This is a genomic window from Kitasatospora sp. NPDC086009 (assembly GCF_044540385.1).
Taxonomy (GTDB): Bacteria; Actinomycetota; Actinomycetes; order Streptomycetales; family Streptomycetaceae; genus Kitasatospora.
In genome coordinates this window covers 633513-659702 of the sequence record NZ_JBITSA010000002.1, presented here as the reverse complement: position 1 = coordinate 659702, position 26190 = coordinate 633513, and the positions used below count along the sequence as shown (strand labels likewise).

Below are 26190 nucleotides of genomic sequence, written 5' to 3'. Positions count from 1 at the left end.
CACGTTCACCTGTTCGGATCAGCAACGGGTCTTGGCCGCGGGCTCGCACGGGTAGTCATGGACACATGACCTACGCCGCCGAGCCCGCCCAGCCCCGCCCGGCCGCAGTACCGTCCGCCACCTACCGCCTCCAGCTGCAGCCCGGCTTCACCCTCCACGACGCCACCGCCGCAGTGCCCTACCTCGCCGCCCTCGGCGTCTCCCACCTCCACCTGTCCCCGCTGCTGGAGGCCGCCCCCGGATCCACCCACGGCTACGACACCGTCGACCACGGCCGGATCAGCGCCCAGCTCGGCGGCGAACCGGCGTTGCGCGCGCTGGCCGCCGAAGCCCACCGGCACGGCCTGCGGCTGCTCGCCGACGTGGTGCCCAACCACATGGCCGTCCCCGTCCCCGAACGGCTCAACCGGCCGCTCTGGCACGTCCTGCGGGACGGCCCCGACTCGCCGTACGCACCCTGGTTCGACATCGACTGGACCGCCCAGCCGGGCCCCCCGGACTCCCCCGGCCGCGGCCGGGTGCTGCTGCCGCTGCTCGGCGACCGGCTCGGGGCCGTCCTCGGCGACCTCGTGGTCGACGGCGAGGAGCTCCGCTACCACGACCACGCCCTCCCGCTGCGGCCCGGCACCGCCGGCCTCCCGCTCCCCGAGCTGCTCAGCCGGCAGTGGTACCGGCTCGCCTGGTGGCGGCTGGCCCGCACCGAGCTGAACTACCGGCGGTTCTTCACCGTCAACGAGCTGATCGCCGTCCGGGTCGAAGTCCCCGAGGTGTTCGAGGCGACCCACGGCGTGCTGCTGCGGCTGCACCGCGAGGGCGTCCTGGACGGGTTCCGGATCGACCACCCGGACGGCCTGGCCGACCCGCGCGGCTACCTGCGCCGGCTCGCCGGGGCCACCGGCGGCGCCTACACGGTGGTGGAGAAGATCCTCACCGGTGAGGAGCGCCTCCCCGGGGACTGGCCGTGCGCCGGCACCACCGGGTACGACGCGCTGCGCCGCATCGACGGCGTGCTCACCGACCACGCCGGCGCCTGCCGGCTGGCCGGCGCCTACGAGCACGCGGTCAGCGGGGCCGGGTCCGGCGGGGAGCCGTGCGCCGACCCGCACCCGGCCGTCGCCGCCGCCCGGCGCGGGCGGGCCGACATGACCGGCCCGCGCGGCGAGCTGGCCGCCGAGGTCGAGCGGCTGGTCCGGCTCGCCGTGCGGATCGGCGCCGCCGAACCCGCCCACGCCGACCACGCGCCCTGGCAGCTGCGGGACGCGCTGCGCCGGGTGCTCACCGGCTACCCCGCGTACCGCCCGTACGTCCGGCCCGGCGAGCCCGCCCCGGCGGTCTCCGAGGAGCAGGTACGGGCGGCCCTCGACGGCTCCGAGGACGCCACCGGGCGGCTGGTCGCCGACCTCGCCCTCGGGCGGCTCGGCAGCGGGCCCGAGAAGGACGAGTTCTGCGCCCGCTTCGCGCAGACCGCCGCCGCCGTCGCCGCCAAGGGCGTCGAGGACACCGCCTTCTACCGGTGGAACGCGCTGCTCGGGCTGAACGAGGTCGGCGGCGAGCCGGCCCGGCCCGGGCTCCCGCCCGCCGCGTTCCACGCCTGGTGCCACTACGTCGAGGAGCACTGGCCGGCCACCATGACGGTGCTCTCCACCCACGACACCAAGCGCAGCGCCGACGCCCGCGCCCGCCTCGCCGTGCTCGCCGAGCAGCCGCGGGCCTGGGCCGACGAGGCCGCCGCCTGGTCCACCGCCGCCGGCCCGGGCGGCGACCCGAACAGCGACTGGCTGCTCTGGCAGACGCTGGTCGCGGCCTGGCCGATCACGCCGGACCGGCTCGTCCCCGCGCTGCTCAAGGCCGCCCGCGAGGCCAAGCTGCGGACCTCCTGGACGGCCCCCGACGCCCGCTTCGAGCAGGCCCTGGCCGACCGGGCCCGGGCCGCCTACGCCAACCCGGGGCTGCTCCCGCGGATCGAGGGCTTCGTCCGGGCCCTCGCGCCCCACGCCCGGACCAACACCCTCTCCGCCGCCCTGCTGCACCTGACCGTGCCCGGCGTGCCGGACCTCTACCAGGGCAGCGAGGAGCCGCTGTACACCCTGGTCGACCCGGACAACCGGGGCGTGGTGGACCTCGGCGCGCTCGCCGTCCGGCTCACCGACTCGGCCACCCCCCGGGCGGGCGACCTCGCCCGGGAGAAGCTGCACCTGACCGCGACGGCGCTGCACCTGCGCCGCCGCCGGCCGCTGGGCGCCTACCGGCCGCTGGCCGCCCGGGGCCCGGCCGCCGACCACCTGCTCGCCTTCGCCCGCGGCGACGACGTGATCACGGCGGTCACCCGGCTGCCGTACGGGCTCGCCCGGGCCGGCGGCTGGCAGGACACCGCGCTGGACCTGCCGGCCGGCGGCGCGTGGACGGACGAACTGACCGGACACCGCCACCCGGCCGGCCCGGTACCGGTGGCGGAGCTGCTGACCGCGCAGCCCGTGGCGCTGCTGACCAGGAGGGGCGAGGCGTGACGACGCACGAGGTCCGGACCTACGGGGTGTGGGCCCCGGCGGCCACCGAACGGGTCGAGGTGGAGGTCGACGGCGCGCGGCACCCGCTGGCCCGGGACGACGGCCGGCCCGGCTGGTGGCACGGGCCGGCGCCGGCCGGGGACTACGCGTTCCGGCTGGACGGCGGCCGCCCGCTGCCCGACCCTCGCTCGCCCCGGCAGCCGCACGGACCGGACGGGCCCAGCCGGTCCGTCGACCACGCCGCGTTCCGCTGGTCGCAGACCGGCTGGCGCGGCCGCCCGCTGCCCGGCGCCGTGCTGTACGAACTGCACGTCGGCACCTTCACGGCCGCCGGTACCTTCGACGCCGCCGCCGAACACCTCGACCACCTCGTCGAGCTGGGTGTCGACTTCGTCGAACTGCTGCCGGTCTGCCCGTTCCCCGGCCGGCACGGCTGGGGCTACGACGGGGTCTCGCTCTGGGCCGTGCACGAGCCCTACGGCGGTCCGGAGGGGCTGAAGCGCTTCGTGGACGCCGCGCACCGCAAGGGCCTCGGCGTCGTGCTGGACGTGGTGCACAACCACCTCGGCCCGTCCGGCAATCACCTGCCCGCCTTCGGGCCGTACTTCACCGACCGGCACCACACGCCGTGGGGCTCGGCGGTCAACCTGGACGCCCCCGGCTCGGACGAGGTGCGCCGGTACCTGATCGGCAGCGCGCTGGCCTGGCTGCGCGACTACCGGATCGACGGCCTGCGGCTGGACGCCGTGCACGCCCTCGCGGACGACCGCGCCGTCCACTTCCTGGAGGAACTCTCCTGCGAGGTGGACCGGTTGGCGACCGCCACCAACCGGCCGCTGTTCCTGGTCGCCGAGTCCGACCTCAACTCCCCCCGCACCACCACCCCCCGCGAGGCCGGCGGCCAGGGCCTCACCGCCCAGTGGAGCGACGACTTCCACCACGCGCTGCACACCGCGCTCACCGGCGAGTCCCAGGGCTACTACGGGGACTTCGCCCGCGCCCCGCTGGCCGCCGTGGCACGGACGCTCACCCGCGGCTTCTTCCACGACGGCACCTGGTCCTCGTTCCGGGAGCGCAGCCACGGCCGGCCCTTCCCGCCCGCGCACGGCCACCGGCTGCTCGGTTACCTGCAGACCCACGACCAGATCGGCAACCGGGCCCTCGGCGACCGGCTCTCCCCCGGCCTCTCCCCCGGGCGGCTCGCCTGCGGGGCCGCCCTGGTGCTCGCCTCGCCGTTCACCCCGATGCTGTTCATGGGCGAGGAGTGGGGCGCGGCCACCCCGTGGCAGTACTTCACCGACCACACCGACCCGAACCTGGCCGAGGCCGTCCGCCAGGGCCGGCGGCGGGAGTTCGCCGAGCACGGCTGGCGGGCCGACGCGGTGCCGGACCCGCAGGAGCCGGCCACCGTGCTGCGCTCCGTCCTCGACTGGACCGAGCCGGGGCGCGCGCCGCACGCCGAACTGCTCACCTGGTACCGGACGCTGATCCGGCTGCGGCGCACCCGGCCGGAGCTCTCCGACCCGGACCTCGCGGCCGTCCGGACCGAGTACGACGAGGCGGCCCGGTGGCTGGTGCTGCACCGGGGGGCCCACCGGGTGGCGGTCAACCTGGGCGGCGCCCCCGCCGCGCTGCCGCTCGGGGGGCCGGGGCGGGAGGTGGTGGCGTCCTTCGGCGAGTGCGCGCTCGACGGGACGGCGGTGCGGCTGGGGCCGGACTCCGTCGCGGTCGTCCGGCTGTGAGCGGCGCGGCCGGGGCCGGCCCGCGCCTCGGTTCGCCCGCCGGATCACCAGAGGAAGGTGCCGATCCGCTCCCGCAGCCCGGGCGCGTCCAGGCCGTAGGCGGCCAGGTGCTCGGCCATCGAGCCGTAGTGCCGGTGCTCCGCGCGCGGCACCCCGAGGGCGAGCACCCGGTGCGCCCGGTCCGCCAGCGCCGCGTGCACCTCCCCGACGGACGTCCCGGCCAGGTAGGGCTCGACCACCACCACGTCCGCGCGTCCGCCGACCACCGCCCGGAGCCCGGCCGCGTCGAACGGCCGCACGGTGGCCGCGTACAGCACCGAGACGTCCAGCCCCTCGGTGGCCGCCAGCACGGCGTCCAGCATCGGGCCGACCGCGAGCACCACGCCCTTGGCGCCCTGGCGCAGGACGGTGAACCGCCCCGCCTCGACCGGTACCGCCGAGGCGTTGCGGTGCTCGGACAGCCGCACGTACACATTGCGGTCGCCGTCGGCCACCGCGTGCCGCAGCAACCGCTCCGCCTCGTCGGGGTGCCCCGGGACGTGGACCGTCCAGTCCGGCAGGGTGTCCAGCAGCGCGACGTCGCCCGGCGACATGTGGGTCCGGCCGCCGGCGGGCCAGTCGTAGGAGCCGACGGCGCTCACCAGCACCGCGCCGACGCCCTGGTGGACGAGGTCCAACTTGACCTGCTCGAAGGGGCGTTCGATCAGGAAGCTGGCGAAGGTGTGGGCGATCGGCCGCATCCCGGTGAGCGCCAGTCCGCCGGCCGCGCCGATCAGCAGCTGCTCGCGGATGCCCACGTTGACCACCCGGTCGGGGTGGCGCTCGGCGGCGGGGGCGAAGCCCGAGGCGCTGATGTCGGCCAGCACGACGGCCAGCCGCGGGTCGTCGTCGAGCAGCCGGGCGGTCACGTCGACGAAGCGCTCGCGCATGGTGTCCATGGAGGTGAAGTCCCTTACTGGTGAGAGGTCTTGTCGGGGCGGCGGACGGACGCGGCGCTCAGGGGTTCTTCGGCTCCACCCGGGCCACCACGACGCGCGGGCGCCCCGGGTGCTCGGCGGTGAACGCCGCGTACAGCGCCTCGTGGTCGCGCCCGTCCACGGTCTCGGCCGACCAGCCCTCGCCCGCGAAGCGCGCCGCGATGCCGCCCCGCCACCCGTGCGTGGCCGAGGAGTTGTCGATGACGACGACGTGCAGCCGGTCCAGCCCGTACGCGCCGGCGAAGGCCAGCGCCTCGTGGTTCGAGCCCTCGTCGAACTCCGCGTCCCCGAGCAGGACCCAGACCGCCGGGTCGTCGAGCCCCTGGGCGCGCAGCCCGAGCGCGGTCCCGACCGCCAGCGGCAGACCGTGCCCGAGCGAGCCGGAACTGATCTCCACCCCGGGGATCAGCAGGCGGTCCGGGTGGTGGCCGAGCGGCGAGTCGTAGGCGCCGAAGCTCGGGAGCAGCTCCGGGTCGATGAAGCCCTTCGCCGCCAGCACCGCGTAGTACGCCATCGGGCCGTGGCCCTTGGAGAGCAGGAAGCGGTCCCGCTCCCGGTCCTCCGCGGTGCCCGGGGTGACCCGCAGGACGCGGTCGTACAGCACCCAGAGCACGTCCAGGGTGGAGGTGGCGGCCGGGCCGTGCTTCTCGGCGCCGGTCATCCGGCCGATCAGGTCCGGGAGTTGCTCGAAGCCGGCCGCGGTGGCGGTGTTCGTCGTCATGCCCACGATCCTGCAACTTGAAGTCAGCTTGAAGTCAAGCGGCTACAGTGAGCGGCATGACCGCCCCCGCATCCGCCCGCGGCGAGAACTCCGGAGCCTCCACCGGACCGAGCCGGCACGACCTGCTCACCATCGGCCAGCTCTCCGAACGCAGCGGCCTCGCCACCTCCGCGCTGCGCTACTACGAGAAGCTCGAACTGATCCACGCCACCCGCACCACCGGCGGCCAGCGCCGCTTCACCCGCGGCACACTGCGCCGGATCGCGTTCGTCCGCGCCGCCCAGCGCGTCGGCCTCTCCCTCGACGAGGCCAGGGTCGCCCTGGACCGGCTCCCCGAGCACCGCGCCCCCACCGGCACCGAGTGGGACGGCGTCGCCCGGTCCTGGCAGAACCGGATCGACGAGCAGATCGCCGAGCTGGAACGGCTCAGGGCCAAGCTCACCGGCTGCATCGGCTGCGGCTGCCTCTCGCTCTCCCGCTGCGCCCTGTACAACGCCGCCGACCGCGCCGCCGCGGCCGGCCCGGGCGCGCGCTACCTGCTCACCCGCGACCCGGCCACCGGCCCCGAACCGGGCACCGGCGATTGACCGCTCTCCCACGACGCACGCCGAGGGCGGCCGCACCGGGCGCCGTGACGGCGAACGGCCCGGGCCTCACCCTCCGAGCAACCGCTCCAGGTCGGCGCGGCCCGGCACGGCGCCGCGGGCACCGAGCGCGGTGACGGCGAAGGCCCCGGCGGCCACCGCGGTGGCCGCCGCCCGGGCGAGCGGGAGGCCGCGGGCGAGTTCGGCGGCGAGCGCGCCGCAGAAGACGTCACCGGCGCCGGTGCTGTCGACGACGGCCACCGGCGGCGCCGTCACGCGTTCGCCGCGGCCGTCCTCGGCGACCAGCGCGCCGTCGCCGCCGAGGGTGACCACCGCGGCCCCGCCGAGCGCCGCCAGCGCCCGGGCCGCCCCGGCCGGATCGTCGTCGCCGGTGAGCTGCCGGGCCTCGACCGCGTTGGCGACGAGCAGGGTGCCCGGTCCGGCCGCCCCGGCCGGGAGCGTCCCGGCCGGGGCGGCGTTGTGCACCCATCGCGCACCCGGCACCGCGGCGACGGCCGCGGCCGCCGCTTCGAGGCACGGCGGCGGGACTTCGCCGCTGGTCAGCACCACGTCGCCGGCGCGCAGCCGCAGCGCGGCGAGGGCGTCCGCGACGTGCCCGGCCGAGAGCAGCGCGTTCGCGCCCGGCAGCACCAGGATGCTGTTCTCCCCGCCGGGATCCACCATGACCAGGGCCTGCCCCGTCGCGGCCGCGCCCTCGGTGCCCACCGTGCCGGTGCCGACCGCGCGGCGCCGCAGCTCGGCGAGTGCCCGGCGGCCGGCGTCGTCCGCGCCGACCCGCGCGACCAGGTGGGTGGCCGCCCCGAGCGCGGCGGCGGCGACGGCCTGGTTGGCACCCTTGCCCCCGAAGCCCTCGTCGACGGAGGTCACCAGCACCGTCTCACCGGGCGCGGGCAGGACGGGACAGCGCAGGATCCGGTCGGCGTTCACCGATCCGACGGCCACCACACGGCCGGGAGTCTCTCTGTTCACCCCTCCTGTCTAGACGGTCGGACGCCCGCGTGCCAGGCCGCCACGGACGGGTCGCGTGCGGAGTGAATATCCGGGCCGGCCGACTTCCCGCTCCCGGCACGACCACCACCCCGGCATTCCGGCTATTCACCGGCATCACTCCCGCCGGAATTCCGCAGAACCCCGCGCCTTCCGCACATTCGCACGCATGGAATTGCGCGGACTGGTAAGACTCTTGTGATCACGAGAGGAGGTGGCAGACTGTGACTCGACGTCAACTGACAAGGAGCGGCCAGAGTGGACAGCCCGACCGTGCTCCGGCGTAGGCTCGGATCCGAGTTCCGCCGCCTGCGCGAGCAGACCGGGCTGCAGGCGAAAACCGTCGCCGACACCCTGGGATTCAGCGCCGCAAAGGTCTCGCGCATCGAATCGGGCCAGACCACCCTGAAGGAATCGGACGTCCGCGCACTGCTCGAACTGTACGGCGTCCGGGACGATTTCGAGCGGCGGCAGTTCATCTCACTGACCCGCCGCAGCACCCAGCGGGGTTGGTGGCACGACTACGGGGACGCCCTCCCCGACTGGTTCCAGACCTACGTCGGGCTGGAGGCCGATGCCGCCCGCATACGCGCCTACGAGACCGAGTTGATCCCGGGGCTGCTGCAGACGCCGGACTACGCCCGCGCCATGTTCCGGATCTCGCCGTCGGAGCAGGGGCACGGTGAGATCGAACGCCGGGTCAGACTCCGGATCCAGCGCCAGGAGGTCTTCCAGCGCGCTGATCCGCCGGTCGTCCAGGCGGTCCTGAACGAGTCCGCCCTGCGCCGCGCGGTCGGCGGGGCAGAGGTCATGCGCGCCCAGGTGCGCCATCTCGCCGAGTTGGCGCACAAGCCCAGCGTCACGATCCAGGTGCTTCCCTTCAGCACCGGAACGCACCCCGCCATGAGCATGGCCTTCTACATTCTCTCCTTCGCCGACGTACCGGGCGACATCGTCTATGTCGAGGCATTGACGAGCAGCCTCTACCTGGAGAAGGAGTCGGACATCGCGCGTCATGTGCTCGTGTTCGACCAGCTCGCGTCGACCGCCATGAACGCCGAGGAGTCCCTGTCCTGGATGCACGATCTCGTCGCGGAGGGGTACGGAAATGACGACTGACCTGGTGTGGCGCAAGAGCAGCTTCAGCGGCAGCGAGGGCGGGAACTGCGTGGAGGTCGCGGACGGTGCCCCCGGCGCGGTGCCGGTGCGGGACAGCAAGGACCCGTACGGCCCCTCCCTCACCTTCACCGCCGACGCCTGGTGCTCCTTCCTGACCGCCCTGCACAGCGGTGAGCTGCCCGTCCGGCCCTGAAGTCGCCGGCGACGCTTGTGGTCTACTGCCGGTCATGCCGCTGCTGATGCTGGATCTCGACAACACCCTGATCGACCGTGATGCCGCCTTCCTGGCCTCCGCCCGGGCGTTCCTGGCCGAGCACGGCCTGCCCGGCAGCGACCTCGGCTGGATCGCGGAGCTCGACGCGAGCGGGTACACCCCGGAGGACCGGATGGCCGCCGCCCTGGCGGCCCGGTACGGGAGTTCGGTACCGGCGCGCGCCGTCGACGCCCTGCTCGACAACGGTGGAGCCGACCTCGTGGAGCTCGCCGCTCCCACCCGCCGGGCACTGGCCCGGGCCCGGGCCGACGGCTGGGCGTGCGTCATCGTCACCAACGGCCGTACCGGGCAGCAGGAGGCGAAGATCCGCCGTACCGGGCTCGACCGGATCGTCCAGGGCTGGGTGGTCTCCGAGGCCGTCGGCCACAAGAAGCCCGCTCCGGAGATCTTCCGGGCCGCGGCCGAGACGGTGGGGCAGCCGCTCAGCGGCGCCTGGATGGTCGGCGACTCGGCGCACGCCGACATCGCGGGCGCGCACGCGCTCGGCCTGGGCAGCGTCTGGGTGTCGGCCGGCCGCCCGTGGGCGCAGGACGCGTACCGGCCCACCCTGGTCGCCGAGGACGTCGCCACCGCGATCGGCCACGCGCTCGACCACGCCTGCGGCGGGGCGACCGGCGGCGGGGCGACCGGCGGCCGGTGACGGCCCGGAAAGCTTTACCTCCTGCTGGGGAAACGGCCCCCTCCGCCGAGCTCCCCACGCCCCCTCGACGGCCGCCGGAGGCACCCCCGGCGGGCGGACGCGGCGGGCCGCGAGGGGTGGGGGCCAGAGCCGTCCGACGGGCCGTCGGGGCCGCCCCGGCGGGCTTCCGGCACGGCCTCCACCGGCCCGGAAAAAGGCCTCTGAGCAGCCACTTTCCCTCTTCCGGCGACTAGAATCGAGGGGACCGGACGGCCCCGCGTCCGCCCGTGGAGAGGACCAGATGCACCGCGACATCCGCACCACCGAAGACGTCCTGGACCTGCTGGACCAGCTCTTCCTCCCCGCCGCCGACCGGTGGACGGACCAGGCCCGCGACTGGTGGGACCAGTTCTATACGGACCGCTCCGCGCCGCGCCCCTTCTTCGTCCCCAAGCCCGACGAGAACCTCGTCTCCTACCTGGACCGCGGCCTGCTCACCCCCGGCCGTGCCCTGGACCTCGGCGCCGGCCCCGGACGCAACGCCATCCACCTCGCCTCGCAGGGCTTCGAGGTGGACGCCGTCGACCTCTCCCCCACCGCCGTCGCCTGGGCCGGCGAACGGGCCCGCGAGGCCGGCGCCGACGTGCGCTTCCACTGCGGCAACATCTTCACCGTCGAACTCCCGCACCGGCAGTACGACCTGGTGTACGACTCGGGCTGCCTGCACCACCTCCCGCCGCATCGGCGGATCAGCTACCTCGCCCTCCTGGAGCGGGTGTTGAAGCCCGGCGGGCACCTCGTCGTGAACGCCTTCGCGGCCGGCGCCATGGGCTCCGAACTCCCCGACCGGGAGCTCTACCGCAACGGCCGGCTGGACGGCGGCCTCGCCTACACCCCGGACGAACTGCGCCACCTCTTCTCGGAGTTCACCGAGATCGAGATCCGCCCGATGGTGCCGCACGGGCCCGACTCGCCGCTCTTCGGCATCCCGGTGCTGCTGAGCGCCCTGTTCCGGCGCCCGGCCGAGTAGGCCCGGGCGCCGGGGTTCGCGTGGTGCCGGGGGTGCGTGCTGCCGGGGTACGCGTGGTGCCGCTACGCCACGACGGCGAGCGGCATCACCCGCCCACCGTCGGTCAGCAGCATCGCCACCGCGCTCACCGCGCCGGTGGCGAGGTCGACCCGCAGGACCAGCACCCGCTGCCCCTGGTCCTCCGAGCCGTGCTGGACGGTGGTGTACGCCGCGTTGGCGGCGCGGTCGACCACGAACGCCTCCTCCTGGACGGCGGGCCCCCAGAACTGCTCGGGGATGGTGGCGAGCGGCTTGAGCGCGATCCGCGGGTGGGCCGGGTCGGCGGTGTCCACGGTGGCCAGCGCGAGTTCGCGCCCGTCGGCGCTGAGCACCTGGCGGTCGCCCACCAGCGCCTTGGGGTTGAGCACTCCGCCGCTGACCTCCGCGACCGGGTTGGCGGCGAGCGTGGCCACCGGGCCGACCCGGACGGTCCGCCGGTCGTCCGCGGCGACCGTCAGCGAGCCGTCGCCGTTGGCCACCGCCCGCTTCGCCACCTGCGCCGACACCACCCGGCCGCCGAGGAAGGCGAGCGCCTCGGGGGCGCGCACGCCGATCCCCTCGACCGGGTGCTCCCCGGTGCCGTCCGGCCGGACGGCCCGCAGGCGCCCGTCGGCCGCCGGACCGCTCGACTCGGTCCAGTGCACGACCTCGCCGCTCACCGGGTCGACGACCGGGGCGCTCTGGCGGGTGCCCGCACCGGCGGCGGGCAGGCCGGAGATGTCCTTGAGGTCGGCCGGGGCGCCCTGGCCGAGCACGGAGACGCGGGGCTCACCGGGGTGGTCCGCGTCCTGGAAGCCGTACTGCGCGGTGCCGACCATCCCGGCGAAGCCGGCGGTGAAGCCGGCCGGGGTCGCACAGCCGCGGATGTTGGTCGGCGGCTTGGCGAGCCCGTTGCTGACCGCGAAGCTGCGCACCTTCCGCGCCGCGCCGTCCGCGCCGACGGTGACCAGGACGCAGCGCTCGTCCGGCGTCCCGGCGTGCGTGCTCACCGAGAGGACCAGCCCGCCGACCTCGGTCGCGGTGGGCAGCGTGTCGAGGAGCACCTTCTGCGGGAACCGCACCTCGGCCGTCGGCCCGCCGGTGCCCGTCGTGGCACCCGCCGACGGGGTGGCCTCCCCTGTCCCCGTACTGCCGCTCTGGCACGCCGTCAGCGCCAGCAGCGGTACGGCGGCCGCCGCCAGGACAGCCCTGCGCAAGGGCTTCATGCCCCCCACCTCCACCCGTTCGGTTCCGGCCCAGGGTAGCCGGGCCCGGTTCCGGGCCGTACGGCGGCGGCCGGTCGGTCCGGCGGGCGGCCGGGGGCGGTCCCGCCGGCCACCGGGCGCGGGCGCGGCCGCGGCAGCTCAGGACCGCGCCGGGGCAGTGGTCCCGGGAGGGGTACCGGAAGGCGGACTCCTCGTCGCCGCCCCCCTGGCCGTCGCCGGACGCCGATGCCCTACGGTGGGCGCCGGAAGGGGTGGCACATGACCGACGACCGACCGACGAACTCGGCTCCACCGCCCGCGCCTTGGCCGCTGATCGGGACCGGGAAGCCGTTCGCCGACCGGGTCGGCGACCTGGTCCGGGCCTGGGAGGCCGACGGGCGGGCCCCGGACCGGCTGGTGCACGGGAAGCCGTTCTTCGCCCTGTACTGCTGGCACCTGTGGACCATCCGCGAGGGCCGGCCGCACGACGCCGCCACGGCCGCGTACGTGGCGAGCGCCCACCGGGCGAACGGCGGCGCGGCCGGCTGGGACGCCCTGCTGCTCGGCCGGGCGTACTGCTCCTGCCACGGCGAGCGCTGGCGGCTGGAGAACCTCTCGATCTGCCTCGGCTGCCTGGAGTACGTCTGCTTCGAGCTCGGCCGGCCGTGCTGCCACGGCGCGCCGGTCGTCGGCTGAGACTCGGCCGGGACCGGACCCGCCGGACCGCCCCACCGCCGAGCCCGCCCGCGTACCGCCCGACCGACCGTCCGCCCGACCGACAGTCCGTCAGCCGGCCAGCAGCCGGGCCAGCAGCGCCGCCGGACCCTCCGGCAGGCTGCCGTGCACCAGCTCCGTCCGGTGGACCAGCCGCGGCTCCCGGACCGGTACGGCGACGACACCCGCCGCGCCCTCCGCCGCCGGGGCGGGGAGGACGACCAGGCCGTGCCCGGCGGCGACCAGGGCGAGCAGGCCACGGACGTCCGTACCCAGGTAGCGCGCGGCCGGGCGGAACCCGTCGACGGCGGTGGCGGCCCGCAGCCGGGCCGCGTCCGGCGCCAGGTCGGGAGCGTCCAGCCAGCGCGCGGCGGACAGGTCGGCCAGGGCCAGACCCGCGCGGCCGGCCAACGGGTGCCCGGTGGGCAGCGCGACGGCGAGCGGCCGCTCCCCGACCGCGACCGTGCCGAGCGGGCCGACCTCCGGGAGCGGCAGCGGGTCGCTCGGGGCCGCGAGCCCGTCGATCAGGGCGAGGTCCACCTCGCCGGTGGCCACCTGGGCGGGCAGCGCCTGCGGGGGGAGGACCCGCACGACGAGGTCCAGCCGCGGGTACTCCCGGCGCACGTCGGCCAGCGCGCTTCCGAGCGCGGCGCCGACCGCCAGCGGGGTGGCCCCGAGCACCAGGCGGGCGCTCGGGGTGCCCGCCAGGCGTGCGACGTCGGCGCGCGCCGCGTCCAGCCGCACCAGCAGCGGGGCGGCGTGCTCCAGCAGCCGTGCGCCGGCCTCGGTCGGGCCGACCGGGCGGCGGCCGAGCAGGACCGTCCCGAGATCGGCCTCCAGCGCGGCGATCTGCTGGGAGACCGCGGACTGCGTGAAGCCGAGCGCACGGGCCGCCTCGGAGAAGGAGCCGAGCCGGACCACGGTGACGAAGGTGCGCAGCTGGTGGGGGTCCATGGCTATCAGATCCTCTGATCCAAAGGTAAGAGATCATCGTTGGCGCTGATCCGGAGTCAGGGGTCAGGATAGCCGCATGACCTACCTGACCCCCCGCCTCGCCCTGGTCGGCGACCGCTCCCCCGCCGTCCGCTCGCACGCCCGCGTGCCCGGGCTGCTCGACGCCCTCGCCGCCCGCGACCAGCTCGCCCTGGACGCCTACTGGATCCCCACCGGGGACGCCGGGGCACCGGGCGCCCTCGACGGTTTCGACGCCGTCTGGCTGCTCCCGGGCAGCCCCTACCGCAGCGAAGCGGGCGCGCTGGCCGCCGTCCGCACCGCCCGCGAGCGGGGCATCCCGTTCCTCGGCACCTGCGCCGGCTTCCAGCACGCCGTGGTGGAGTACGCCCGCAACGTCTGCGGCATCGACGGCGCGGCGCACGGCGAGAGCCACCCCGACGAGGACGACCTGGTGATCGTGCCGCTCAGCTGTTCACTGGTCGGGCACGAGGGCGCGGTGCGGATCGCCCCCGGCACCCTCGCCGAACGCGTGCTCGGGGAGACCCGGACGCTGGAGCGCTACCACTGCCAGTACGGGCTGAACCCGGCCTACCTGGAGCGGCTGCGCGCGCCCGGGCTGCGGTTCAGCGGTACGGACGAGGCCGGCGAGCCGCGGATCCTCGAACTGCCGGAGCACCCCTTCTTCCTGGCCTCGCTCTTCCAGCCCGAACTGGCCGGGGACGGCACCCGGGCGCACCCCTTCGTCCGGGCGCTGGCCGCCGCGGCGGCCGAGCACGCCGGCGCGGCCGCCCGCGCCTGAACCGGCCGCACCCGAGCCGGCCGCCGGGGTGTGGGCGGGGGCGGGCTCACATCGGCAGCGACCGCAGCCGCACCGGCCCGTCGGGCAGCCGCGCCCCCTCGGTCAGCGGTGTCCACATGGTCCGCAGCGGCATCGGTACGACCCGCCCGCCCGGCTGCTCCACGAGCACCTCACCCGCCGCCTCCCGCCAGCCGAGCCGCTCGTAGAGCGCGACCAGCGGCGGCCGGCAGAACAGCAGCGCGTACCGCGGGCCCAGCGTCCGGGCGTGCGCCAGGGCCGCGCCGACCACCACCCGGGCCAGGCCCCGGCCCCGGGCGTCGGGGGCGACGGCGACGCCGCCGACCCCCACCGCCTCGGTGTCCGTCCCGCCGACCGTCAGCGGCAGCGGCAGCAGGCCGGCGTGGGCGACCAGGCGGCCGTCCGCCGCCCGGACGCCGAAGTGGATCTCCTTCGGCAGCCAGGTCAGGCCGGTGTGCGCGACCCCGAAGGGATCGTCACCGGCGCCCAGGATCTCTTCGAGGTCGCGCCGGGCGTACTCGGCGAGGCGAACGGCAGCGGGTGCGGATGCGGCGGCGGATGCGGCGGCGGGAGCGGGTGCGGCAGCGGCGGCGGGAGCGGGGTGATCGGCCATCCCCCCATGATCGCCTTCCCGGCCGGCTTCGAGAAGGATCAGCCCTGACGGGCCTTCAACGCGTTCCAGACCTCGTCGACCCGGGGGGCGAGTGCCTCCAGCGGTCCGCTGTTGTCGATCACCACGCCCGCGACGGCCAGCCGGTCGGCCCGGGAGGCCTGCGCGGCCATCCGGGCCCGGGCCTCCTCCTCGGTCATGCCGCGCAGCCGGACCAGCCGGTCGATCCGCACCTCGTCGTCGGCGTCGACCACCAGGACCAGGTCGTACAGCGGGGCGAGACCGTTCTCCGCCAGCAGCGGGACGTCGTGCACCACCACCGCGTCCGGGGCGGCGGCCGCCTCCAGCTCGGCGGACCGGGCCCGGACCAGCGGGTGGACGATCGCGTTCAGCGCCCGCAGCCGCTCGGGGTCGGCGAAGACGACGGCGCCGAGCGCCGGGCGGTCCAGCGCACCGTCCGGCCGCAGCACGCCCTCGCCGAACTCGGCCACCACGGCGCCCAGGCCGTCCGTCCCGGGGGCGACCACCTCACGGGCGATCAGGTCCGAGTCCACGATCACCGCGCCGTGGGCGGCGAGCAGCCGCGACACCTCGCTCTTGCCCGCACCGATGCCACCCGTCAGTCCGATCTTCAGCATGGCGCCAGGCTACCGGCGCCCCCGGCCCGCGGTCAGCCCCGACCCGGCTCAGTCCAGGTCGAGGCTCTCGCCGTCCCCGAGGGTGCGCAGCTCGGCGCCCGTCCCCGGGCCGCCCGGGCCGACCAGGCGGGTGTGCACGGCCAGGCCCGCCGGGCTGAGCACCGCGTCGTGGATCGGCAGCGCCCGGCGCGGGCCCGCCTCCCGGACGTAGTCGACCAGTTCCGAGACCTTGGTCCAGGGGGCGGCGATCGGGAGCAGCAGCGTCTCCACGACGTGCGGCGGCACGGTCAGCGCGTCACCGGGGTGGAAGAGCCGGCCGTCGAAGAGGAAGCCGATGTTCTTCACCGGCGGGATGTCCGGGTGGATCACCGCGTGCCACTCGCCGTGCACGGAGACCTCGATCCCGCCGATCTCGAAGGCGTCGCCCTCGCCGACCACCGCGACCCGAGGGGCGACGCCCTCCAGCTGGTCGGCGACCGCTCGGTTGGTCCAGACCCGCAGCGCCGGGTCGGCCTCCAGAGCGGCGCGCAGCCGGGCCTCCTCGAAGTGGTCGGCGTGCTCGTGGGTGATCAGCACCGCGTCCGCGCCGGCGAAGGCGGCAGGGTCGGTGAACATCCCGGGGTCGACGACGACGGTGGTGCCGCCGTGCTCCAGGCGGACGCAGGCATGGCCGAACTTGGTGATTCGCATGGGAAAACCGTACAGCAAGGCTGTGCAGTTTCGCTGTACACCTGAGCGATAGACTTCTCCCATGACCAGCGACACCGCAGGCGGCCGCGACACCGCCGCCGCTCCGCGTCCGGAGACCCTCGAACTGGCCGCCGACCTCCGCGCCGCCGTCGGCGACCTGGTCCGCGCGCTCCGCCCCGGCGACCCCCTGCCGCAGAACCAGGCGGGCGTCCTCGGCCTGCTGATCCGCGACGGGCAGGCCCTCACCGTCAGCGAACTCGCCACCCGCCAGCGCGTCCGCCACCAGTCGATGGCCCGCACGGTCGCCCTGCTCACCGGGGCCGGCCTGGTCACCCAGGAGCCGCACGCCACCGACGGACGCAAGCTGCTCGTCTCCCCCACCGGGGCCGGCCGCGCCGCCCTCGCCGAGCAGCGCGCCCGCCGCGAGGCCCGGATCGCCACCGCCATCGAGGCCCGACTCACCCCCGGGGAGCGGGAGACCCTCCGCGACGCCGTCGCCCTGCTGCGCCGCCTGCCCTGACCGCCGCGCACGGCGGTGTGCCGCCGCTGGCCACCGCCTCCTCCGACGCGCGCCAGCGCTTCGCCAACCTGGTCGACGTCTGCTGCGACGCGACACCCGCCTGGTGCTGATCGGCGCCGACCCGCTCGCCGGCCTGCCCGCCGGCTCCGGTCCGCTGCGCGACCTCGACCGCACCGCCGGCCGGCTCGCCCTGCTCCGGCAGCCCGGCTGATCAGGTGCTCGCGCCCACCCCGGCGCCGGCCAGGTCGTGGACGGGCGCCCGCTGCACCGGCAGCACGGCCGGCTCGATGGCCGGCAGTTCGACGTGCTCGCTGAGGCCGAACCGCCGGTGCAGCCGCCGCAGCGGAGCCGGGGCCCACCAGTTGAACTCGCCGAAGAGGCTCATCGCGGCGGGCACCAGCAGGCAGCGGACCAGGGTGGCGTCCACCGCCACGGCGACGGCCAGCGCGATGCCCATCTGCTTGACCATCAGCATGTCGCCGAGCGCGAATCCGGCGAAGACGATCACCATCAGCAGGGCCGCCGAGGTGATGATCTTCCCGCTGCGCTGGACGCCCAGTTCGACCGCCCGGGTACAGCTGTGCCCCTTGTCCCGCAGTTCCTTGATCCGGGCGAGCAGGAACACCTCGTAGTCCATCGACAGGCCGAACGCGAAGGCGAAGACCAGCACCGGGATGAACGTCTCCAGCCCGCCCGTGGGGCTGAAGCCGAGCAGACCGCTGAACCAGCCGTCCTGGAAAACCAGGGTGAGCGCGCCCAGGGAGGCGCCGAGCGAGAGCAGGTTCATCAGCAGGGCCTTGACCGGCATCACCAGCGAGCCCGTCATCAGGAAGAGCAGCACCAGCGTCCCGAGCGCCACCAGGCCGAGCGCGATCGGTCCCCGGGTGAGCAGTTCGTGCTGGAAGTCGACCACCGAGGCGGCCCCGCCGGTGACGTAGGTGGTGAGCCCGCTCCGGTCGGCGCGCAGCTCCTTGACCACCTGTTCGGCCTCGGCGCCCTGGGGATCGCCGTGCACCAGCACGTCGATGGTGGAGAGCCGGTCGCCGACCGGGGTCACCGCCCGGACGCCGTCCACTCCGGGCAGCTTGGCGACCACGTCGTCCGCGTACGCCTGGGCCACCGGCGCACCGCCCTCGACGACCACGGTGATCGGGGCCTGGGCGGACTGCGGGAAGCGCTGGTCGATGGTCTCGGCGACCTGCCGGCCGGCCGAGGAGGCGGGCAGCACGGCGGCCCCGGAGGTCCGCATGTCGGCGTGCAGGAACGGCGCCCCGGCGGCCATCAGCAGCGCGGTGCAGGCGAGGGCGACGGGGACGGCGCGCTTGCGGACCCGGCGGACGGTGCGACTGAAGAAGCCCTCGTCGGGGACGGGCGCGCTCGGTGCCTTGATCCGGCTCCCGGCGAAGCCGAGCAGCGCGGGTATCAGGGTCAGGGCCGCCGCCACGGCGATCACCACCACGCTGACTCCGGCGGCGGCGACCGCGCCGAGCACCGGGCTGGTGAAGACGAAGAGGCCGGAAAGCGCCACGGCGACGGTCAGTCCGGAGAAGGCCACCGTCCGGCCCGCGGTGGCGGCGGTCCGTTCGACGGCGGCGGCGATGCCCGCGCCGTGCCCGCGTTCCTCGCGGAAACGATTCACCATGAGCAGTGCGTAGTCGATCGACAGGCCCAGTCCCAGCACGGTGGCGATCGGCAGCACGCTGGTGTCGATGTCCATGATCCTGCTGAATCCGAACATGGCCAGCAGCGCGCCGCCCACCGAGGCGACCGCGCCGATCACCGGCAGGCTGGCGGCGGCCAGGCCGCCGAAGACCAGCACCATGACGACCAGGGTGAGCGGCAGGGTGACGATCTCGCCGAACCGGGTGTCCTTCTCGGTCTGCTTCTTGACCTCCTGCTCCAGCATGAGGTCGCCGCCGACGGTGACCTCGGCCCCGTCCGCCCGGATCCCGGCGAGGCGCTGGCCGACGGCGTCGGCCTGCGCGGCGGTGCTGTCGTCGGCCATCCGGACCGAGACCAGGCCGGCGTCGCCGTCGGCCGAGCGCAGCGCGGCGGCGGCCGGGCCGGGGCCGTAGGCGTCGCTGACCGAGGAGACCCCCGGCAGTGCGGCGATCTCGGCGGTGGCGCGGGTGACGGCGTCCCGGACCCCCGGGTCGTCGACGGGCCTGCCGTCCACCACCGCGGTCACCGTGCCCCGGGCCGGGTCGGCCGCGGTGACCACCGCGCTGCCGCGGTCGGCCTCGGAACTGGCCGAGGAGGCACCGGCGACGGACCCCTCGAACACCCGGCCGCCGATCAGGACCCCGACCACCAGGACGACGGCCCAGAGACCGAGGACCCACCGCCGGTGCCGGAAGCAGAACCGGCCGAGGGCAGCGAGCCGCCCGTCGACCTGACGGCCGGCGGACGTGCGGGTGGGGGGTGTCACTGCGGTGCTACGGCGCATGTGCGGGGGGTGCCTAGCGTGTGGGGCCGGAGTGAACGACCCGTCGGGCAACTCATCCCAAGGTAGGGCCTAGGTCCCGAATCACCCATAGGCACCCGATGAGCCCCTTATCACAAAAATCCAGCGGATAAGGAACAAATAAGTGAATGCCCAAAACAATGAGCCCCACCCGGAGTTCCGGGTGGGGCTCATCGATCAAGCGGCTATGCGCAGGGCACTAGCGAAGGGCGAGAGCTCAGCTCTGGCCGCCCGCCAGCTTCTCGCGCAGGGCAGCCAGGGCCTCGTCCGAAGCGAGAGCGCCGGAGCCCTCGTCGCTGCTGGAGGAGTACGAGCCACCGGCGGCGGCGGCGACAGCGTCGCCACCCTCGGCAGCGGCCTCGGCGTCGGCCTCGCGGCTCTTGATGACCTGGGCCTGGTGCTGCTCGAAGCGGGACTGCGCCTCGGCGTACTGGCGCTCCCACTCCTCACGCTGCTTCTCGAAGCCGGGCAGCCAGTCGTTCGCCTCGGGGTCGAAGCCCTCCGGGTAGATGTAGTTGCCCTGGTCGTCGTACGAAGCGGCCATGCCGTACAGGGTCGGGTCGAACTCGACCTCGGCCGGGTTGGCACCGAGGGCCTCGTTGGCCTGCTTCAGCGAGAGGCTGATGCGACGACGCTCGAGGTCGATGTCGATGACCTTGACGAAGATCTCGTCGCCGACCTGGACGACCTGCTCCGGGATCTCGACGTGGCGCTCGGCCAGCTCGGAGATGTGGACCAGACCCTCGATGCCCTCGTCCACGCGGACGAACGCACCGAACGGAACCAGCTTGGTGACCTTACCCGGAACGACCTGGCCGATCTGGTGGGTACGGGCGAACTGCTGCCACGGGTCCTCCTGGGTCGCCTTCAGCGACAGGGAGACGCGCTCGCGGTCCATGTCAACGTCGAGAACCTCGACGGTGACCTCCTGGCCGACCTCGACAACCTCGGACGGGTGGTCGATGTGCTTCCAGGACAGCTCGGAGACGTGAACCAGACCGTCGACGCCGCCGAGGTCCACGAACGCACCGAAGTTGACGATCGAGGAGACGACGCCGGAGCGCACCTGACCCTTCTGCAGGGTGGTGAGGAAGGTCTGGCGGACCTCGCTCTGGGTCTGCTCCAGCCAGGCACGGCGGGACAGGACCACGTTGTTGCGGTTCTTGTCCAGCTCGATGATCTTGGCCTCGAGCTCCTTGCCCACGTAGGGCTGGAGGTCGCGGACGCGGCGCATCTCGACGAGCGAGGCCGGCAGGAAGCCACGGAGGCCGATGTCGAGGATGAGACCACCCTTGACGACCTCGATGACGGTACCGGTGACGATGCCGTCCTCTTCCTTGATCTTCTCGATCGTGCCCCAGGCGCGCTCGTACTGAGCACGCTTCTTGGACAGGATGAGACGACCCTCCTTGTCCTCCTTCTGGAGAACCAGGGCCTCGATGTTGTCCCCGACGGAGACGACCTCGTGCGGGTCGACGTCGTGCTTGATCGAGAGCTCACGGGACGGGATGACGCCCTCGGTCTTGTAACCGATGTCGAGGAGCACCTCGTCACGGTCGACCTTCACGATGACGCCCTCGACGATGTCGCCATCGTTGAAGTACTTGATGGTCTCGTCGATCGCGGCGAGGAACGCTTCCGCGTCGCCGATGTCGTTGACCGCGACCTGCGGGGTGGTGCTGAGGGAGGAGTCGGTGGGGCTCGTCATTAGGAAAAGGGCTCCGGTACGGACATGAAGTCGTAGGTAATGCCACGCGGAGGGCCCGTATCGCTCCCACCGAAAGCCGGACAGCCAAGAACACGGCGCACCGAAACATCCCGCACAGCGAGAAATCGGTGTCCGTCTTGCGACCGTGGGGTCTTCGACAGATGCGAGCGCGACCTGCTCCGTCCGAGGCGCGCAGGCCCGCAGCGCAACTTGTAGCATACGGGGACGGCCAGGCACGGTCAACGCCAAGGGCGCCAAGACGGTGGAGGCCGGTATCGATCAGGCCATATCCTCCGATTGCGCACCTATGGTGGCGGCCGCAGGAAGCCCTTCCCCGGATGCCACCGCCTGGATCCGGGCCCTGACGGGCCGGCTCGCGGCAGCGGCGCTTCCGCAGACCACACCCTACGCGATGGGCTCTATCACCGTGGCCACCACCCCCCTGTCCGACCCGCATGATCTTGACGACGACGGCGACGACGCGCTAAGGCGCGAGGCCGAGGCCGGCGAGAGCAGCCGGGCCAGCCGGCACTGGTGGGACCGCAACGCGGACGAATACCAGGACGAGCACGGCGAGTTCCTCGGCGACGACCGCTTCACCTGGTGCCCGGAGGGCCTGGACGAGGCCGACGCCCGACTGCTCGGGGAGGTCGCGGACCGCCGCGTCCTGGAGATCGGCGCCGGCGCCGCCCAGTGCTCCCGCTGGCTGGCCGCCCGGGGCGCCCGGCCGGTCGCGCTGGACATCTCGCACCGCCAGCTCCAGCACTCCCGCCGGATCGACCTCGCCCGCGGCGGCACGCCCGTACCGGTGGTCCAGGCCGACGCGGCGGTGCTGCCGTTCGCCGACGGCGCCTTCGACCTGGCCTGCTCGGCGTACGGGGCGGTGCCGTTCAGCGCCGACACCGGCGCGCTGATGCGCGAGGTGCACCGGGTGCTGCGGCCCGGCGGGCGGTGGGTGTTCTCGGTGACCCACCCGATCCGCTGGGCGTTCCCGGACGAGCCCGGCGTCGAGGGGCTGACCGCCACCGCCTCGTACTTCGACCGCACCCCCTACGTCGAGCAGGACGAGCGGGGCCGGGCCACCTACGTCGAGCACCACCGCACGATCGGGGACCGGGTGCGCGAGCTGGTCGGCGCCGGGTTCCGGCTGCTGGACGTGGTGGAGCCGGAGTGGCCGGCCGGACTCGACCAGGAGTGGGGCGGCTGGTCGCCGCTGCGCGGGCGGCTGATCCCGGGCACGGCGATCTTCGTCTCCGAACGGGACTGAGCGGGCCGCCGGGGCCGTCGGACCGGCGCCCGTCGCGGCCGGGCCGGGGAGTCGGGACCGCCGCGGCCAGGCCGGGCCGGGGAGTCCGGGAGTCGGGGAGACTGTCCGGGTGAACCCCGCCTGGCGCGATCTGCCCGTCCGTACCGCCCTGCCGGCCCTGCACCGCGCGCTCGACCGGCGCGGGGTGGCCGCGCTGGCCGCCCCGCCCGGCACCGGCAAGACCACCCTGGTGCCGCTGGCCCTCGCCGGGCTGCTCACCGAGGAGGGCGACCGCCCGGTCCGCCGGGTGCTGGTCGCCGAGCCGCGCCGGCTCGCGGTGCGGGCGGCCGCCCGGCGGATGGCCTGGCTGCTCGGCTCGACGGTGGGGGCGGAGGTCGGCCACACCGTGCGCGGCGAGCGCCGGGTCGGGCCGGACACCGTGGTCGAGGTGGTGACCACCGGCGTCCTGCTCCAGCGCCTCCAGCGCGACCAGGAACTTCCCGGGGTGGACGTGGTGGTGCTGGACGAGTGCCACGAACGGCATCTGGACGCCGACACCGCGCTCGCCTTCCTGCTGGACGTCCGGGCGGCGCTGCGGCCGGAGCTGCGGATCGTCTGCGCCTCGGCGACCTCGGACACCGCCGCCTGGGCCGAGCTGCTCGGCGGCGCCGAGGGCCCGGCACCCGTCGTCGAGGCGCACGGCGTCTCGCACCCGGTCGACGTGGTGTGGGCGCCGCCGCCCCGGGCCGTCCGGCCCGCGCACGGCACCCGGGTCGACCCGGCGCTGCTGGAGCACGTCGCGGCCACCGTCCGGCGGGCGCTCACCGAGTGCCGGGGCGACGTGCTCTGCTTCCTGCCGGGCGTCGGCGAGATCACCCGGGTCGCCGGGCTGCTCGCGGACGCCCCGGCGCAGGTGCTCCAGTTGCACGGCCGGGCCCCGCAGTCGGTGCAGGACGCGGCGCTCGCGGCGGGCGAGGGCCGCCGGGTGGTGCTGTCCACCGCCGTCGCCGAGTCCTCGCTGACCGTGCCGGGGGTACGCGTCGTGGTCGACGCCGGCCTGGCGCGCGAGCCGCGCACCGACCACGCGCGCGGCCTGGCCGGCCTGGTGACCGTCCGGGCGTCGCTGGCCGCCGCCCGGCAGCGCGCCGGGCGGGCCGGGCGCGAGGCGCCGGGCACCGTCTACCGCTGCTGGGCGGAGGCCGAGGACGCCCTCGCCGCGCGCTGGCCGACGCCCGAGATCGCGCTCGCCGACCTGACGCCGTTCGCCCTCCAGGCCTCCTGCTGGGGCGACCCGGACGCGACCGGGCTCGCGCTGCCCGACCGGCCCCCGGCCGGGGCGATGGCCGCCGCCCGGCAGACCCTGCGGGCGCTCGGCGCGGTGGACGCCGACGGCCGGGCCACCGCGCGCGGCGTCCGGCTGGCCCGGACGGGGCTCCACCCCCGGCTCGCCCGCGCCCTGGTGGACGGCGCACCGGCGGTCGGCGCGCGGCGCGCCGCCGAGGTGGTGGCCCTGCTGTCGGAGGAACCGCCGCGCTCCCTCGGGGACGACCTGGGCGCCGTGCTGCGGACCGTCCGGGACGGCCGCGACCCGTACCCGGGCCGCTGGCGCGAGGAGGTGCGGCGACTGCTGCGCGGGGTGGACGGGAGCCCGGCGACCCCGCTGCCGGACGCGACGGCGGTCGGTCTGGTGGTGGCGCTGGCCTTCCCCGAGCGGATCGCCCGGGCCCGGGTGGAGAAGCCCGAACCGGGAGCCCGCAGCCCGTACCTGATGGCCTCGGGCACCGCCGCCGAGCTGGCGCCTGGCACCGCGCTCGGCTCGGTGCCCTGGCTGGCCGTCGCGGCGGCGGACCGGCCGGCCGGCTCGCCGTCCGCGCGGGTGCTGCACGCGGCCGCACTGGACGAGGAGACGGCCCGGCTGGCGGGGGCTCCGCTGCTGACCACCCGGGAGGAGGTGCGCTGGGACGTCCGGCGCCGCGAGGTGACCGCCCGACGGGTGGAGTCGCTGGGCGCCGTCGAGCTGGCCGCGGCGACGCTGGACCGGCCCCGGCCGGCGCTGCTGCGGGTCGCGCTGCTGGAGGGGCTGGCCCGGGAGGGCGTCGGTGAGCTGCTGAGCTGGCCGGCCGGGGCGGCCGGCCTGCGCGAGCGGCTGGCCTTCCTGCACGCGGCGCTCGGCGAGCCCTGGCCGGCGGTCTCGGACGAGGCCCTGCTGGCCCGGGCGGACGACTGGCTGGAGCCCGAACTCTCGCGCGCCCGGCGGCGCTCCGACCTCGCCCGGATCGACACCGCGGGCGCCCTGCAGCGGCTGCTGCCCTGGGCGGGCGGCGCGGCCGGGCGGCTCGACGAACTGGCGCCGGAGCGGATCACGGTGCCGTCCGGCTCCCGGATCCGGGTCGACTACAGCGGCGAACGGCCGGTGCTGGCGGTCAAGTTGCAGGAGCTGTTCGGCTGGGCCGCCGCGCCCGCGCTGGCCGGCGGGCGGGTGCCGCTCACCGTCCACCTGCTCTCCCCCGCCGGGCGCCCGGCCGCCGTGACCGGCGACCTCGCCTCGTTCTGGCGCGAGGGCTACCGGGCCGTCCGGGCCGAGCTGCGGGGCCGCTACCCGCGCCACCCGTGGCCGGAGGACCCGAGCACCGCCGAGCCGACCCGGCGCCTGAACGCCCGGCGCTGACCGGCCGGGTGGCCGCCCGCGGGGTTGCGCCCCGCGGGCGGGCGCCCGGTCGGAACCGTCGGAACGTCGGAACGTCAGAACTGCTCGACGAAGTACGGCTCGACGGTCATCCAGCCGTTGCCGCGGGCCCCGTTGAGCCGGCCCGAACTGGTCCGGGCGAGGGTGTACCAGGACTCCACGTAGTCCGGGTCGTCGACCCACCAGGAGGTCGGCAGGGCCGCCAGGACGGCGTTGACCAGCGGGATGTAGGCACCCTGGTCGGCGATGGTGAGCAGGACGGCGGCCACTGCCTGGGCCAGCGCCAGGTAGTTGGTGTCGCCGTCGTCCTCCATCAGGACGACGTCGGCCAGGTTGTACTTGTAGTTCGACCAGTTCACCAGGATCTGGTTCGGGTAGTACACCGTGCCGTCGTACTGGAGGTACGGCATGGCGACCGAGTCGACCCGGACCTTGCCGTCCTGGCCGAAGCCGGTCACCAGGCCGAACATCTCGGCGGCGCCCTTGAACCAGGGCTCCTCGTCGTCGGCGACCTCGATGCCACTGATCTTGGTCGCCCACCAGCCGCCGGCCGCCTGCGCCGCGCCCGGTCCCTGCGCCGTCGCCGGCCCGTTCGCCGCCCCCGGCCCCTTCGCCGCGGCGGCACCGCCGGCGGTGTCGAGACCGCGTGCGGCGAACTCCCGCTGGAGGACGGCCATACCGGCGGCCAGCGTCCTGGCGGTGTCGATGTCCACCAGGTAGACCGGCTGCCCGGGCACCGCCGCGGCGTCGAGCGCGTGGGCCCGGCCTGCGGTGTCGTAGGCGCGGACGGTGCGGGCGTGGTCGTCGGCGACGGCGGTGGCCACCAGCGGCGCGGCGCCCGCGTCCAGCGCGGCCCGCATCGACGGGTCGGCCAACTGGACGCGCAGCAGCGGGCCGAGGTCGCCGAGGCCCTTGGCGGCGGCGATCCGGCGGTCCGCCTGCGCGGTGGTGGCGGCGAGCCGGCCGGCGGGGCCCTGGGCGGCCGCGGCCAGCGGGCCGAGGTCGGCGGCGCCGGAGGCCGCGTCGGCGGTCGCGGACCGCAGCCGGTCACGCAGCGCGGCGTCGGTGAGGGCGCCGGCCAGCGCGCGGGCGACCTCGTCCTCGATCGCGGACACCTGGGTGGCGGTGGCGATGGCCCGGGCGGCGGGCGCCTGGGCGGGAGCGGTGGGGTGCGGTGCCGGGGCCGGGGCGGCCAGCGCCTGGCCGGCGCCGAGCGCCAGCAGCGGCAGGGCCGCGAGCGCCACGACGGCGCGCCGCAGAGGGGGCACGGACATGAGGGGATCTCCAGACTCGTCGGGTGAGGCGTCGGAGCGGATGGAGCGGCACGGCGCGCGGATCA

At 75.3% G+C, this 26190-nt stretch carries 23 protein-coding genes; 12 read left to right on the top strand and 11 right to left on the bottom strand.

The window, feature by feature from the left end; translation table 11 throughout:
• Window positions 1-65 precede the first annotated feature (65 nt).
• A complete protein-coding gene (gene treY / locus ACIF6L_RS08595; RefSeq protein WP_396486827.1) occupies window positions 66-2507 on the top strand; it encodes a malto-oligosyltrehalose synthase in 2442 nt (813 codons plus the stop codon).
• A complete protein-coding gene (gene treZ / locus ACIF6L_RS08590) occupies window positions 2504-4249 on the top strand; it encodes a malto-oligosyltrehalose trehalohydrolase (protein WP_396486828.1) in 1746 nt (581 codons plus the stop codon). The genes treY and treZ overlap by 4 nt, the downstream gene beginning before the upstream one ends.
• A gap of 44 nt (window positions 4250-4293) precedes the next feature.
• On the opposite strand, the gene ACIF6L_RS08585 is transcribed toward treZ, so the two are convergent.
• Together ACIF6L_RS08585 and ACIF6L_RS08580 are read right to left on the bottom strand one after the other, a co-directional pair.
• Window positions 4294-5187 (bottom strand): transketolase family protein, encoded by an 894-nt coding sequence (locus tag ACIF6L_RS08585; protein WP_396486829.1) that lies wholly within the window; start codon window positions 5185-5187, stop codon window positions 4294-4296.
• Window positions 5188-5245: 58 nt separating this feature from the next.
• Window positions 5246-5947, bottom strand: a complete 702-nt coding sequence (locus ACIF6L_RS08580; RefSeq protein ID WP_329487164.1) for a thiamine pyrophosphate-dependent enzyme — start codon at window positions 5945-5947, stop codon at window positions 5246-5248.
• 56 nt (window positions 5948-6003) lie between these two features.
• On the opposite strand from ACIF6L_RS08580, the gene soxR reads away from it, so the two are divergent.
• Entirely contained in the window at window positions 6004-6534 is a 531-nt protein-coding gene (gene soxR / locus ACIF6L_RS08575; protein ID WP_396486830.1) for a redox-sensitive transcriptional activator SoxR, read from the top strand.
• A gap of 66 nt (window positions 6535-6600) precedes the next feature.
• Here soxR and ACIF6L_RS08570 read toward each other — a convergent pair whose 3' ends face one another.
• Window positions 6601-7521, bottom strand: a complete 921-nt coding sequence (locus tag ACIF6L_RS08570) for a PfkB family carbohydrate kinase (RefSeq protein ID WP_396486831.1) — start codon at window positions 7519-7521, stop codon at window positions 6601-6603.
• 276 nt (window positions 7522-7797) lie between these two features.
• Here ACIF6L_RS08570 and ACIF6L_RS08565 point away from each other — a divergent pair, with 276 nt between their 5' ends.
• The 4 genes from ACIF6L_RS08565 to ACIF6L_RS08550 all read left to right on the top strand — a co-directional run bounded on the left by ACIF6L_RS08565 (window position 7798) and on the right by ACIF6L_RS08550 (window position 10581).
• Window positions 7798-8658, top strand: a complete 861-nt coding sequence (locus ACIF6L_RS08565; protein ID WP_396486832.1) for a helix-turn-helix domain-containing protein — start codon at window positions 7798-7800, stop codon at window positions 8656-8658.
• Entirely contained in the window at window positions 8648-8851 is a 204-nt protein-coding gene (locus tag ACIF6L_RS08560; protein WP_329487168.1) for a DUF397 domain-containing protein, read from the top strand. Before ACIF6L_RS08565 ends, ACIF6L_RS08560 begins: the two co-directional genes overlap by 11 nt.
• Before the next feature lie 34 nt (window positions 8852-8885).
• Window positions 8886-9572 carry an HAD family hydrolase gene (locus ACIF6L_RS08555; protein WP_329487169.1) on the top strand — a complete coding sequence of 229 codons (687 nt, stop codon included), beginning with the start codon at window positions 8886-8888 and terminating at the stop codon, window positions 9570-9572.
• Window positions 9573-9852: 280 nt separating this feature from the next.
• Entirely contained in the window at window positions 9853-10581 is a 729-nt protein-coding gene (locus ACIF6L_RS08550; RefSeq protein ID WP_396486833.1) for a class I SAM-dependent methyltransferase, read from the top strand.
• A 62-nt stretch (window positions 10582-10643) separates the two neighbouring features.
• On the opposite strand, the gene ACIF6L_RS08545 is transcribed toward ACIF6L_RS08550, so the two are convergent.
• Window positions 10644-11825, bottom strand: a complete 1182-nt coding sequence (locus ACIF6L_RS08545) for a hypothetical protein (RefSeq protein WP_396486834.1) — start codon at window positions 11823-11825, stop codon at window positions 10644-10646.
• Between the two features lie 258 nt (window positions 11826-12083).
• Between ACIF6L_RS08545 and ACIF6L_RS08540 the strand changes: the two genes are divergently transcribed.
• Complete coding sequence (locus tag ACIF6L_RS08540) at window positions 12084-12500, top strand: hypothetical protein (protein ID WP_396486835.1); 417 nt, start codon at window positions 12084-12086, stop codon at window positions 12498-12500.
• 90 nt (window positions 12501-12590) lie between these two features.
• Here the strand turns inward: ACIF6L_RS08540 and ACIF6L_RS08535 are convergent, their stop codons facing one another.
• Entirely contained in the window at window positions 12591-13472 is an 882-nt protein-coding gene (locus ACIF6L_RS08535) for a LysR family transcriptional regulator (protein WP_329487173.1), read from the bottom strand.
• A gap of 76 nt (window positions 13473-13548) precedes the next feature.
• On the opposite strand from ACIF6L_RS08535, the gene ACIF6L_RS08530 reads away from it, so the two are divergent.
• Window positions 13549-14271 (top strand): hypothetical protein, encoded by a 723-nt coding sequence (locus ACIF6L_RS08530; protein ID WP_396486836.1) that lies wholly within the window; start codon window positions 13549-13551, stop codon window positions 14269-14271.
• Between the two features lie 46 nt (window positions 14272-14317).
• Here the strand turns inward: ACIF6L_RS08530 and ACIF6L_RS08525 are convergent, their stop codons facing one another.
• Genes ACIF6L_RS08525 through ACIF6L_RS08515 form a run of 3 tightly spaced genes read right to left on the bottom strand, consistent with a single transcriptional unit; the run spans window position 14318 to window position 16227 of the window.
• A complete protein-coding gene (locus ACIF6L_RS08525; protein ID WP_396486837.1) occupies window positions 14318-14902 on the bottom strand; it encodes a GNAT family N-acetyltransferase in 585 nt (194 codons plus the stop codon).
• Window positions 14903-14940: 38 nt separating this feature from the next.
• Window positions 14941-15537, bottom strand: coding sequence for a dephospho-CoA kinase (coaE, locus tag ACIF6L_RS08520; RefSeq protein ID WP_396486838.1), 597 nt, complete (start codon window positions 15535-15537; stop codon window positions 14941-14943).
• Between the two features lie 48 nt (window positions 15538-15585).
• A complete protein-coding gene (locus ACIF6L_RS08515; protein WP_329487178.1) occupies window positions 15586-16227 on the bottom strand; it encodes an MBL fold metallo-hydrolase in 642 nt (213 codons plus the stop codon).
• Between the two features lie 61 nt (window positions 16228-16288).
• On the opposite strand from ACIF6L_RS08515, the gene ACIF6L_RS08510 reads away from it, so the two are divergent.
• The gene (locus tag ACIF6L_RS08510; protein WP_359834279.1) at window positions 16289-16747 is read left to right on the top strand and encodes a MarR family transcriptional regulator; all 459 of its coding nucleotides are present in this window, start codon (window positions 16289-16291) and stop codon (window positions 16745-16747) included.
• Between the two features lie 211 nt (window positions 16748-16958).
• Here the strand turns inward: ACIF6L_RS08510 and ACIF6L_RS08505 are convergent, their stop codons facing one another.
• Window positions 16959-19193 carry an MMPL family transporter gene (locus tag ACIF6L_RS08505; protein WP_396486839.1) on the bottom strand — a complete coding sequence of 745 codons (2235 nt, stop codon included), beginning with the start codon at window positions 19191-19193 and terminating at the stop codon, window positions 16959-16961.
• 235 nt (window positions 19194-19428) lie between these two features.
• Complete coding sequence (gene rpsA / locus ACIF6L_RS08500; RefSeq protein ID WP_329487183.1) at window positions 19429-20919, bottom strand: 30S ribosomal protein S1; 1491 nt, start codon at window positions 20917-20919, stop codon at window positions 19429-19431.
• 412 nt (window positions 20920-21331) lie between these two features.
• On the opposite strand from rpsA, the gene ACIF6L_RS08495 reads away from it, so the two are divergent.
• The gene (locus ACIF6L_RS08495; RefSeq protein WP_329487184.1) at window positions 21332-22186 is read left to right on the top strand and encodes a class I SAM-dependent methyltransferase; all 855 of its coding nucleotides are present in this window, start codon (window positions 21332-21334) and stop codon (window positions 22184-22186) included.
• 109 nt (window positions 22187-22295) lie between these two features.
• Window positions 22296-24833: an ATP-dependent helicase HrpB gene (gene hrpB, locus ACIF6L_RS08490; RefSeq protein ID WP_396486840.1), complete on the top strand. Its 2538-nt coding sequence runs from the start codon at window positions 22296-22298 to the stop codon at window positions 24831-24833.
• 74 nt (window positions 24834-24907) lie between these two features.
• On the opposite strand, the gene ACIF6L_RS08485 is transcribed toward hrpB, so the two are convergent.
• Window positions 24908-26125 (bottom strand): DUF3103 family protein, encoded by a 1218-nt coding sequence (locus ACIF6L_RS08485; protein WP_396486841.1) that lies wholly within the window; start codon window positions 26123-26125, stop codon window positions 24908-24910.
• Between the last annotated feature and the right edge of the window lie 65 nt (window positions 26126-26190).

What these genes read in the sequence shown, in the direction of transcription:
- treY (WP_396486827.1), top strand. Translation starts at nt 66, where the DNA reads ATGACCTACGCCGCCGAGCCCGCCCAGCCCCGCCCGGCCGCAGTACCG.
- ACIF6L_RS08585 (WP_396486829.1), bottom strand. Translation starts at nt 5,187, where the DNA reads ATGGACACCATGCGCGAGCGCTTCGTCGACGTGACCGCCCGGCTGCTC.
- ACIF6L_RS08580 (WP_329487164.1), bottom strand. Translation starts at nt 5,947, where the DNA reads ATGACGACGAACACCGCCACCGCGGCCGGCTTCGAGCAACTCCCGGAC.
- soxR (WP_396486830.1), top strand. Translation starts at nt 6,004, where the DNA reads ATGACCGCCCCCGCATCCGCCCGCGGCGAGAACTCCGGAGCCTCCACC.
- ACIF6L_RS08560 (WP_329487168.1), top strand. Translation starts at nt 8,648, where the DNA reads ATGACGACTGACCTGGTGTGGCGCAAGAGCAGCTTCAGCGGCAGCGAG.
- ACIF6L_RS08555 (WP_329487169.1), top strand. Translation starts at nt 8,886, where the DNA reads ATGCCGCTGCTGATGCTGGATCTCGACAACACCCTGATCGACCGTGAT.
- ACIF6L_RS08550 (WP_396486833.1), top strand. Translation starts at nt 9,853, where the DNA reads ATGCACCGCGACATCCGCACCACCGAAGACGTCCTGGACCTGCTGGAC.
- ACIF6L_RS08545 (WP_396486834.1), bottom strand. Translation starts at nt 11,825, where the DNA reads ATGAAGCCCTTGCGCAGGGCTGTCCTGGCGGCGGCCGCCGTACCGCTG.
- ACIF6L_RS08540 (WP_396486835.1), top strand. Translation starts at nt 12,084, where the DNA reads ATGACCGACGACCGACCGACGAACTCGGCTCCACCGCCCGCGCCTTGG.
- ACIF6L_RS08535 (WP_329487173.1), bottom strand. Translation starts at nt 13,472, where the DNA reads ATGGACCCCCACCAGCTGCGCACCTTCGTCACCGTGGTCCGGCTCGGC.
- ACIF6L_RS08530 (WP_396486836.1), top strand. Translation starts at nt 13,549, where the DNA reads ATGACCTACCTGACCCCCCGCCTCGCCCTGGTCGGCGACCGCTCCCCC.
- ACIF6L_RS08525 (WP_396486837.1), bottom strand. Translation starts at nt 14,902, where the DNA reads ATGGCCGATCACCCCGCTCCCGCCGCCGCTGCCGCACCCGCTCCCGCC.
- coaE (WP_396486838.1), bottom strand. Translation starts at nt 15,537, where the DNA reads ATGCTGAAGATCGGACTGACGGGTGGCATCGGTGCGGGCAAGAGCGAG.
- ACIF6L_RS08515 (WP_329487178.1), bottom strand. Translation starts at nt 16,227, where the DNA reads ATGCGAATCACCAAGTTCGGCCATGCCTGCGTCCGCCTGGAGCACGGC.
- ACIF6L_RS08510 (WP_359834279.1), top strand. Translation starts at nt 16,289, where the DNA reads ATGACCAGCGACACCGCAGGCGGCCGCGACACCGCCGCCGCTCCGCGT.
- ACIF6L_RS08505 (WP_396486839.1), bottom strand. Translation starts at nt 19,193, where the DNA reads ATGCGCCGTAGCACCGCAGTGACACCCCCCACCCGCACGTCCGCCGGC.
- rpsA (WP_329487183.1), bottom strand. Translation starts at nt 20,919, where the DNA reads ATGACGAGCCCCACCGACTCCTCCCTCAGCACCACCCCGCAGGTCGCG.
- ACIF6L_RS08495 (WP_329487184.1), top strand. Translation starts at nt 21,332, where the DNA reads ATGGGCTCTATCACCGTGGCCACCACCCCCCTGTCCGACCCGCATGAT.
- ACIF6L_RS08485 (WP_396486841.1), bottom strand. Translation starts at nt 26,125, where the DNA reads ATGTCCGTGCCCCCTCTGCGGCGCGCCGTCGTGGCGCTCGCGGCCCTG.